The sequence below is a fragment of the Aeromonas sp. ZOR0002 genome (assembly GCF_963866995.1).
GTDB classification, from domain to species: domain Bacteria; phylum Pseudomonadota; class Gammaproteobacteria; order Enterobacterales; family Aeromonadaceae; genus Aeromonas; species Aeromonas caviae.
Window position 1 is genome coordinate 1 of record NZ_CAWMFQ010000346.1, and the last position, 9,223, is coordinate 9,223.

The 9,223-nt window shown below is 60.9% G+C and carries 10 protein-coding genes and 1 pseudogene; 3 read left to right on the plus strand and 8 right to left on the minus strand.

All coding sequences use genetic code 11. The features are described 5' to 3' along the window. The 6 genes and pseudogenes from AACR77_RS18570 to ftsY all read right to left on the minus strand — a co-directional run. The coding region (locus tag AACR77_RS18570; RefSeq protein WP_042878641.1) for a GntR family transcriptional regulator at window positions 1-220 on the minus strand (220 nt) is incomplete at its 3' end. Window positions 221-230: 10 nt separating this feature from the next. Then, window positions 231-890, minus strand: coding sequence for a carbonate dehydratase (gene can / locus AACR77_RS18575; RefSeq protein WP_010672606.1), 660 nt, complete (start codon window positions 888-890; stop codon window positions 231-233). A gap of 127 nt (window positions 891-1,017) precedes the next feature. Further along, a complete protein-coding gene (gene rpoH / locus AACR77_RS18580) occupies window positions 1,018-1,872 on the minus strand; it encodes an RNA polymerase sigma factor RpoH (RefSeq protein WP_029313526.1) in 855 nt (284 codons plus the stop codon). A 452-nt stretch (window positions 1,873-2,324) separates the two neighbouring features. Then, window positions 2,325-3,278, minus strand: coding sequence for a permease-like cell division protein FtsX (ftsX, locus tag AACR77_RS18585; protein ID WP_029313524.1), 954 nt, complete (start codon window positions 3,276-3,278; stop codon window positions 2,325-2,327). Beyond that, window positions 3,278-3,845 (minus strand): annotated as a pseudogene (locus tag AACR77_RS18590) (cell division ATP-binding protein FtsE). Before AACR77_RS18590 ends, ftsX begins: the two are co-directional and overlap by 1 nt. Window positions 3,846-4,067: 222 nt before the next feature. Further along, a complete protein-coding gene (gene ftsY / locus AACR77_RS18595) occupies window positions 4,068-5,666 on the minus strand; it encodes a signal recognition particle-docking protein FtsY (RefSeq protein WP_042878643.1) in 1,599 nt (532 codons plus the stop codon). Window positions 5,667-5,776: 110 nt separating this feature from the next. On the opposite strand from ftsY, the gene rsmD reads away from it, so the two are divergent. Beyond that, complete coding sequence (gene rsmD / locus AACR77_RS18600) at window positions 5,777-6,406, plus strand: 16S rRNA (guanine(966)-N(2))-methyltransferase RsmD (protein ID WP_042864572.1); 630 nt, start codon at window positions 5,777-5,779, stop codon at window positions 6,404-6,406. Between the two features lie 108 nt (window positions 6,407-6,514). Next, on the plus strand, window positions 6,515-6,829 hold the full coding sequence (locus AACR77_RS18605; RefSeq protein ID WP_010672600.1) for a DUF1145 domain-containing protein: 315 nt from the start codon (window positions 6,515-6,517) through the stop codon (window positions 6,827-6,829). 33 nt (window positions 6,830-6,862) lie between these two features. Here AACR77_RS18605 and AACR77_RS18610 read toward each other — a convergent pair whose 3' ends face one another. After that, entirely contained in the window at window positions 6,863-7,228 is a 366-nt protein-coding gene (locus AACR77_RS18610; RefSeq protein WP_010672599.1) for a YijD family membrane protein, read from the minus strand. A gap of 19 nt (window positions 7,229-7,247) precedes the next feature. After that, window positions 7,248-7,868, minus strand: a complete 621-nt coding sequence (gene fabR, locus AACR77_RS18615; RefSeq protein WP_010672598.1) for an HTH-type transcriptional repressor FabR — start codon at window positions 7,866-7,868, stop codon at window positions 7,248-7,250. A 149-nt stretch (window positions 7,869-8,017) separates the two neighbouring features. Here fabR and AACR77_RS18620 point away from each other — a divergent pair, with 149 nt between their 5' ends. After that, window positions 8,018-9,136 carry a fatty acid desaturase gene (locus AACR77_RS18620; protein ID WP_039040410.1) on the plus strand — a complete coding sequence of 373 codons (1,119 nt, stop codon included), beginning with the start codon at window positions 8,018-8,020 and terminating at the stop codon, window positions 9,134-9,136. Window positions 9,137-9,223 lie beyond the last annotated feature (87 nt).

Sequence of the window (9,223 nt, forward strand, 5' to 3'; positions counted from 1 at the left end):
CGGTACGCCTGTAGGCCACGAAACTGCCGGATCCGGCGGTGCGCACCAGCCAGCCTTCGGCCACCAGCTCACGCAGCGCCTTGTTCACCGTCATGCGGCTCACGGCAAACTGCTCGCACAGGGCGGCCTCGGTCGGGATCCGGTCGCCCGCCTGATAGTGGCGTTCGCGGATCCCGTCCAGGATGTGCTGCTTTATCTGAAGGTAGAGCGCAGGAGCCACCGGCTGGTCCTCAGCGGCGACGATGGGGCGGACGCATGTCCGGCCAGGCGCGATAGACGTCCGGGATCTGGTCAGGGCCGCTGATGCAGAGATCGAGATCGTGCAGCAGGCCATCCTTGATGCCGTAGATCCAGCCGTGCACCGCCAGCTCCTGCCCCTTGCGCCAGGCATTCTGGATGATGGTGGTGTGGCAGACGTTGGCGACCTGCTCGGCCACGTTCAGCTCGCACAGGTAGTCGAAGCGCTCGTGCTCATCCTCGATGGCTTCGAGCTGTTCGCCGTATTTGAAGTAGACGTCCTTGATGTTGCGCAGCCAGTTGTCGATGAGACCCAGCTCCTGGTTCTGCATCGCAGCCTTGACCCCACCGCAGCCATAGTGGCCGCAGACGATGATGTGCTTCACCTTGAGCACCTCCACCGCGTATTGCAGCACCGAGAGGCAGTTGAAGTCGGTGTGCACCACCAGGTTGGCGACGTTGCGGTGGACAAAGACGTCCCCCGGCAAGAGCCCCATCAGCTGGTTGGCGGGAACCCGGCTGTCGGAACAGCCGATCCAGAGGTACTCGGGGGCCTGCTGGGCGGACAGGGTAGCGAAGAAATTGGGATCCTCGGCCTTGATCCGTTCCGCCCACTCGCGGTTGTTGGTAAACAAGTCGTTCAACAGTTTCACTTCTGCTCTCCCTACTGTGGCAGTGGCGGCAACATACCATACACAAGGGTAACCAAGGCAAGGCCGACCAGATCCCCGCAAAACAAAAACAGGGCCATCAGGCCCTGCTTCTTACCGGAGGAGGCCGTCAGGCATCCATGGCATCTTTCAGCTTCTTGAGCGCGTTTTTCTCAAGCTGGCGCACCCGCTCGGCCGAGACGCCGTAAGTATCGGCCAGCTCCTGCAGGGTGGTCTTGCTCTCGTCATCGAGCCAGCGGGCACGGATGATGTGCTGGCTGCGCTCGTCCAGGGTCGCCATGGCCGCACTCAGGCGACGGGTGGCATGGCTGTCCCAGTTGTCGTTCTCGATGTTCGCCGCGAGATCGGAAGATTTGTCTTCCAGATAGTGCACCGGCGCGAAGCCACCCTCGTCTTCATCGTCACCGACCAGATCGAAGGCCTGATCGTAATTGCTCATGCGCGCTTCCATCTCGGTGACGTCGGCAGCGGATACCCCGAGGTCGGCAGCCACGGCCTGCACCTCTTCGTGGTTCAGCCAGCCCAGACGCTTCTTGGACTTGCGCAGGTTGAAGAACAGCTTGCGCTGGGCCTTGGTGGTCGCCACCTTGACCATGCGCCAGTTGCGCAACACATATTCGTGGATTTCGGCCTTGATCCAGTGCACGGCGAAGGAGACCAGACGCACGCCCACGCTCGGGTCGAAGCGTTTGACGGCTTTCATCAGGCCGATGTTGCCTTCCTGCACCAGATCGGCCTGAGGCAGGCCATAGCCGGAGTAGCTCTTGGCCACGTGAACGACAAAACGCAGGTGCGACATAACGAGCTGGCGTGCAGCTTCGAGATCACCATCCTGCTGCAGACGCATCGCCAGTTCGCGCTCTTCCTCTGCGCTCAGCACAGGGATCGAGTTGACGGCCTGGATATAGCCTTCCAGACTACCTTGCGGAATCAGAGCCATAGTGCGTTGCAATGAAGTTCCCATGTTCTACCTCTTACTTTTCAATCGAATCAGTCTAACACCCTGAGAAGACGTGTCTACCGACCAGGTATCATTCTGCGTGCTGCATCATACATCACCCCAGCATGAACCCGGCCTATCTTAGGCTGACGGCATGAATCATAAATGAACAGTCAAAAAAAAGGGGTCACAGTAAAGGACCCCTGAAAAGTAGCATGCTAAGTCCATTGTTGCGGAGCTCGCAACCTTCACATGCTTGCCAAGTCAGACGAGCAAGGCATAGGGGCCATACCCGTATTCATTCTGCTGCAGTCAATAGACCATTGATAAATCAAAAGGTTCAGAGGATCCACATATGATCCTCGGCGCAGACACCATTCAGATTACTCTGAGAAAGTGGCCCGAGCCAGAAACGGGCCACTCTTTTACTTGATCCAGTTCGCAAAATCCAGCGCTTTAAAATGCTGACAAATTAATCAGGACGGTTCTATGTCGCGAATGTGCCTGTGCACCGAGAACCAGGAGGCGATCAACCCCAGCAGGGCGCCCAGCAGTATGAGATTGAAGCCGTCGAACGCCCCCATCCCCACCAGACGGAAGTTGCTGTTGTAGAGCCCCGCCAGCTCCTTCACCACCCCCTCGCTCCAGATCACCATCACCTCGGTCAGCCACCAGGCCAGCATGCCGCCAATGACCCCGAACCAGATGCCCGTATAGAGGAAGGGACGGTGGATGAAGGCATCGGTCGCTCCCACCAGCTTGAGCACTTCAATCTCGGAACGCTGGTTCAGGATATTCAGGCGCAGGGTGTTGCCCACGATCAGCAACACAGCGGAGAGCAGCAACACCGCGATACCTGTAATGGTGTGGCGCAGCAGGTTCATGATCCCCTGCAACCGGGTCAACCACTGCAGATCCAGCTTGCCCTGCTCGATACCGGGCTCGTTCTCCAGCTTGGCGAGCAGCTCGGCGGCCCCTTCGGGATTCTGCCAGCGCGGATCCGGGATCACGCTCAGCACCGGCGGCAGCGGGTTGCTGTCCAGATAATCCAGGGCATCACCGAAACCGGAGATCTCCCGAAATTCCCTGAGCGCCTCGTCACGGTTCATATAAGTGACGGACTCCACTTCCGGATAGAGCAGGATCCGCTGCTTCATGTCGAGGATGCTCTGCTCCGGCAGATCCTTGCGCAGATAGAGGGAGATCTGGGAGCTGGTCTGCCAGCTCCCCTCTACCACTTCGGCATTCTTCAGCAATACGTGGAAACAGGAAGGCAGCGCCAGACTCACGCCAAGCACCGCCAGGGTCATCAGGGAGGCGAGCGGGTTGCGCCACAGCTCACCCAGGCTGGCAAAGGCCTGGCGCACGTGATCCACCCCATACATCATCAAACGACGCAACGGCGGCTGTTTATGACGAACAATAGCCATCAGCGATCCTCCCCGGACGAATACATGCGACCCGCCTTGAGGGTCAGGGTGCGGTAGCGCATCCGGGCGATCAGCCCCAGATCGTGAGTGGCAATCAGCACGGAGACGCCGAAGCGGTTGAACTCCTCGAACAGGCGCATGATGTCCATGGGAGAGCATGCGCGGCTGGTAGCGCTCCTTGCCGAGCAGCCCGACCTTGTCGAGCGCCGCCGCCACCCGCTTGTTGATGTCCCCATGGCTGTAGCCATCGATCACCAGGGGCAGGGCGACGTTGTCGAACACGGTACGATCCATCAACAGGCGGTGATCCTGGAAGATCATGCCGATCTGGCGGCGCACGTAGGGGATCTGACTGCGCTGGATGTGGCTGACGTCATCGCCGTGGAAGAAGACGCGGCCGTCGGTCGGCCGTTCCATCACGCTGATGAGCTTGAGGAGGGTACTCTTGCCCGCCCCCGAATGGCCGGTCAGGAAGGCCATCTCCCCCTTGCGCAGGTGAAAACTGACCTTTTGCAGCGCTTGATGACCGCCACTGTAGACCTTGCTGACCTTGTCAAAACGAATCATAACGGTTCCCTGAGATTGACAAACCCCGACCGGGATAAAGCATGGGGCGCTCACTCCCCCGTACCGACACAACACCTGGATGACAACACCGGTCGCAACCATGCCGCATGTCATCCTTGCCCGGATGAGCCATACCTGCGCTCTCATAGTGACATACCCCGACCGGAGTCGGGGTATGGAACACGTGCTTGTCACGGCCGGGCCGACTCATGTCGGCCGGATTTATTCTTCGCGGCTGAAGAGCGCCTCGATAAAGTCGTTGGCGACGAACGGGCGCAGATCGTCGATCCCCTCGCCCACCCCGATGTAGCGGATCGGGATCTGGAACTTGTCGGCCACCGCGAAGATGACCCCCCCCTTGGCAGTGCCGTCCAGCTTGGTGAGGGTGATGCCGGTCAGGCCCACCGCCTCGCTGAACAGCTTGGCCTGGCTCAATGCGTTCTGGCCGGTGCCTGCGTCCAGAGTCAGCATGATCTCGTGGGGCGCCGCATCGTCCAGCTTCTTCATCACCCGCACCACCTTCTTGAGCTCCTCCATCAGGTTGCTCTTGTTCTGCAGGCGGCCGGCGGTATCGGCGATCAGCACGTCAGCCCCGCGGGAGCGGGCAGCCTCGATGGCGTCATAGATGACGGAGGCGGAGTCGGCACCGGTGTGCTGGGCAATCACCGGAATGTTGTTGCGCTGACCCCACACCTGCAGCTGCTCGACCGCAGCGGCACGGAAGGTATCGCCAGCGGCCAGCATCACGCTCTTGCCCTCGGCCTGGAACTGTTTGGCCAGCTTGCCGATGGTGGTGGTCTTGCCGACGCCGTTCACACCGACCATCAGGATGACGTAAGGCTTCTTGCTGGTGTCGATCACCAGGGGCTGCTCGACCTTGGCCAGCATCTCGCCCATATCCTGTTTGAGCAGACCGTAGAGCGCCTCGGCATCCTTGAGCTGCTTGCGGTCCGCGTGCTGTACCAGCCCCTCGATGATGCGGGTGGTGGTGTCGACGCCAAGATCGGCGGTCAGCAGCTGGGTCTCCAGCTCTTCGAACAGATCGTCATCGATCTTCTTGCCGCTGAACAGGCCGAAGAAACCGGAGCCGATATTCTCCCTGGTACGCACCAGGCTGCGTTTGAGGCGGGCAAAGAAGCCCTCCCGCTGCGGCTTCTCCTGAGTGTCGTCGTCCACCTTGGCGGCCAGTGGCAGAGCGGCCAGGGCAGCGGCCTCAGCCTCCATCGCGGCGACCAGACGCAAATCTTCCGCTCGTTGGGCCTCTTTGGCGACACGGGCTTCCTCGGCAGCCTGAGCTTCGGCGGCAACACGAGCCTCTTCCGCAGCACGGGCCTCGGCGGCAATACGGGCTTCTTCCGCGGCACGGGCTTCGGCAGCGATGCGAGCCTCTTCCGCAGCGCGGGCTTCGGCAGCGATGCGAGCCTCTTCTGCAGCGCGAGCCTCGGCGGCAATACGGGCTTCTTCTGCAGCGCGAGCCTCGGCGGCAACACGAGCCTCTTCCGCAGCGCGAGCTTCGGCGGCAACAATGGCTTCGTCTGCGACCTGATCTTCGGTGGCGATCAAGGCCTCATTGACGATGACGGGCTCAAGCTCGCCCTCCGGCTCTTCCACAACCAGGGGGCCTTCGTCAGGGCCGCTCAGCGGCGCTTCGGGCTTGGCGGCGGGGGCATCAGCCGGGGCAACATCGGCGACAGGCGCGGGAACAGCGGCGGCCTCCGACTCGACTACCGCCAGGGTAGCGTCGGGCGCCTGCGATGGAACGGCCTCAGCCTCTTCTTTCTTGCGGCCGAAACCCAGCCAGGAAAACAAACCTTTTGCCATCTAAAAATACTCACATCAAAGGCTGACTGCTAAGATAGCCGTCCCTCGGCGGGTCGGCATAAAAATGAACCGCCTTATACTATCACTTTATTTTCTGACGACGAAACGCGATGCCCAGAGTGAAATCCAGCCGTAACAGCCCGAGCAAGAGCCCGGCCCCCCAGGGGCGAGCGGGCGTGGTACGAATCATCAGCGGCCAATGGAAGGGGCGCAAACTCCCCGTCAGGGATGTAGAAGGGCTCAGACCCACCACGGATCGCGTCAAGGAGACCATCTTCAACTGGCTGGCTCCCCACGTGCGCGGTACCCGCTGCCTGGATCTGTTCGCCGGCAGCGGCGGGCTGGGGCTGGAAGCCTTGTCCCGCTATGCCGAACAGGTCACCCTGATCGAGATGGACAGAGGCGCCGCCGACCAGCTCAAGAAGAACCTGACGACCCTGGGCAGCAGCCAGGGGCAGGTGATCCAGGCCGATGCCGTGAGCTGGCTGCAAGGCCCGGCCACGCCCTTCGACCTGGTCTTTCTGGACCCACCGTTTCGTCGCGAGCTGCTGCCCCAGGTGTGCGAGCTGCTCGAGCAGCGCGGCTGGCTGGCATCCGATGCCCTCATCTATCTGGAGCGGGAAAAAGAGATGGCCGATCTGGCGCTGCCCGCCAGCTGGACACTACTCAAGGACAAGCAGGCTGGTCAGGTCTGCTATCAGCTCTATCTGCGGGACACCAAGCATGACGCAGCTGTTTAAAGGGGAGATGGGCACAGTCCCCTTCTCCGTCAATTTGGACAACGGCTCAAGGACAAGCAGGTCGATCACATCAGGCCTGCTATCAACTCTATGTACGGGAGGTAAACGATGAAGCGGGTGTTTAATCTGTTGGCGATGGGGGTGCTGCTGTTCTTCTGGTTCGGTGTGGCACTCGCCCTGCTGGGCACCCTGCCGGGCAAACTGAACGGCTTTCTGCCGGTGTGCGGCGTCATCGTGATATTGATGCACTGGGTACAGGCCAGCATGATCAAGGCGGCCTGCAAACCCTACTTCGCGGTCACTCGTCTCGAATTCACCCAGGTGCTGATCTTCGGGGTGTTCGGCATGATGGATATCCGCACCAAGCTGCAGGCCATCATAGACGCCAGGAAGAAGGGAGAGACTCCCCCCAGGGCCGACTAGGCCACCCCCGGCCCGACCAGAAGGAGTGATTCGTCACTCCTTTTGCGTTTTTCCGAGGCTGATTCCCAGCTTGATGGAGAGAGCGGCGAGCAGCAGCAGCATGGCAATGAGGGAGAAGAAGTTGCTGCCAAGCTCGGGGTACTGCACCTTGACTAGGGCAGAATGGCCGAACACGCCGATAAAGAAGCAGAGCAGGATGCAGCTGGGTGTGTTGCCCACCATGGGCTCATGGCGATAGTGCTGATAGAGCTGGCTGGCCGCCAGCAACAGGGCGATGAGGGGGTAGAAGGAGAAGGGGACGACCGACTCCGTCAAGGCCGACAGGAAGGCATCGCCACAGATACCGATCAGCAGGGCCAGCACCAGGGGCTTCTTCGGAATCGCGTTCGGTTCATGCATGAGGCTGTCCATCCTTGCGTTATGTGAGAGATTCGTGGCGCTTGCGGTTCTGCACCTCGGCGCCCATGGCGATCATCCGCAACTGGCTGATGGTGCGCTCCGACAGTGCCTTGCACTCTTCCGGAGTCATGTCGAGGGCGTCTGCACCGGCGCTGAAGACGATGGTCACCATGGCCTCGGCCTGGATATAGGCCTCTTCCCGTGGCGCCTGCGTGGTGGCTTCCAGATAATCGGTCAGCTCGGCGATGAAGTGCTGGATCTCCCGGGCCACCGCCTGACGGAATGCAGCCGAGGTGCCGGAGCGCTCGCGCAGCAGCAGCCGGAAGATGTTCGGGTTGTTTTCGACGAATTCCATGAAGGTCTGCACCGAGGTGCTGATGACGCTGCCACCACCGGCAATGCGCTGGCGCGCCTGGCGCATCAGTTGGCGCAGGGTCAGCCCTCCCTCGTCCACCAGCGTCAGCCCCAGCTCTTCCATGTCCCGAAAGTGGCGATAGAAGGAGGTCGGCGCTATGCCCGCCTCTCTGGCCACTTCCCGCAGGCTGAGGTTGGAGAAACTGCGGTTGGCGCAGAGTTGACTGAACGCCGCCTCGATCAGCGTACGCCGGGTTTTTTCTTTTTGTTGCGCGCGAATACCCACGAAAACAGTCACCTTGAGATTAGCGAGGCCAGATGATAACCCGAAGGCGGGGCCGGGATCAGGTTTGTCTCCGACTTTTTTACCATTGACCCGCATTCCGGCTCAATGGAGAATAGTGAACAGCTGTTCGCTGAAAGGAGCCGAGTGAAATGGACCGCCCCCCGATCATCATGACCAACACCCTGCTGTTCGCCCTCTCCGGGCTGACGGCACTGATAGCGGTCCCCTGGTATGGACTGAGCCAGGGCTACGACCTCTGGCAGTGGCTCTGCTTCCTGCTGCTGTTCTGCTATTGCGGCATCTCCATCACCGCCGGCTACCACAGGCTCTGGTCCCACAAGGCCTACAAGGCGCACCCGGCCCTGCAATGGATCTTCGCCATCGGAGGCGCGCTCGCCCTGCAGAACTCGGCGCTGCACTGGTCCTCGGATCATCGCCGCCACCACCGCCACGTGGATGACAACCAGAAGGATCCCTACAGTGCGGGTCGCGGCTTCTGGTACTCCCACATCGGCTGGATGCTGCGGGAATACCAGCGCGATACCTACCACGACTACAGCAATGTGCGCGACCTGCAAAACAACCCCGTGGTCGCCTTCCAGCACAGGCACTATCTGGCTCTGGCCCTGGTCACCAACATCGGCATTCCGCTGCTGCTCGGCCTCTTGCACGGGGATCTGCTCGGCATGATGTTGCTGGCCGGGGTGCTGCGCATGGTGATGACCCATCACACCACCTTCTTCATCAACTCCCTGGCCCACATCTGGGGCAGCCAGCCGTTCACGGATCGCAACAGCGCCCGGGACAACGGCATCCTGGCCTTCTTCACCTTTGGCGAGGGCTATCACAACTTCCATCACCTGTTCGAGAACGACTACCGCAACGGCATTCAATGGTGGCAGTTCGACCCCACCAAGTGGCTGATCCGCACCGCCGCCTGGTGCGGGCTCGCCAAAGACCTGAGATCCTGCCCGGAGGAACGCATCGAACAGGCCAGGCTGGAGATGCAACTCAAGCGCGCCCAGGCCAGAGTACACAAGCAGGACGATAGGGAACGCTGGCAGGCACTGCTGCAGGAGGAGTACGACAAGCTGAGCCTGCAGATCCAGCACTACTATGCCAGCCGCAAGTCACTGCTGGAGCAGCGCAAGCGCACAGCCCTCGCACGCTACGACAGGCTCAGGCTGCAACTGGAGTACCGCACGTTGCGAGACGGTTTCCTCGTTGCCAAGCGCAACTGGAGTCGTCTGCTGGCGGGCCTCGCCTGATCGCCGAGACATCACGCAAAAGACCGCCAGCAGGCGGTCTTTTTGATGGCGCTGTCCCAATTACATGTTGAAAGGCTAACCTTGAAG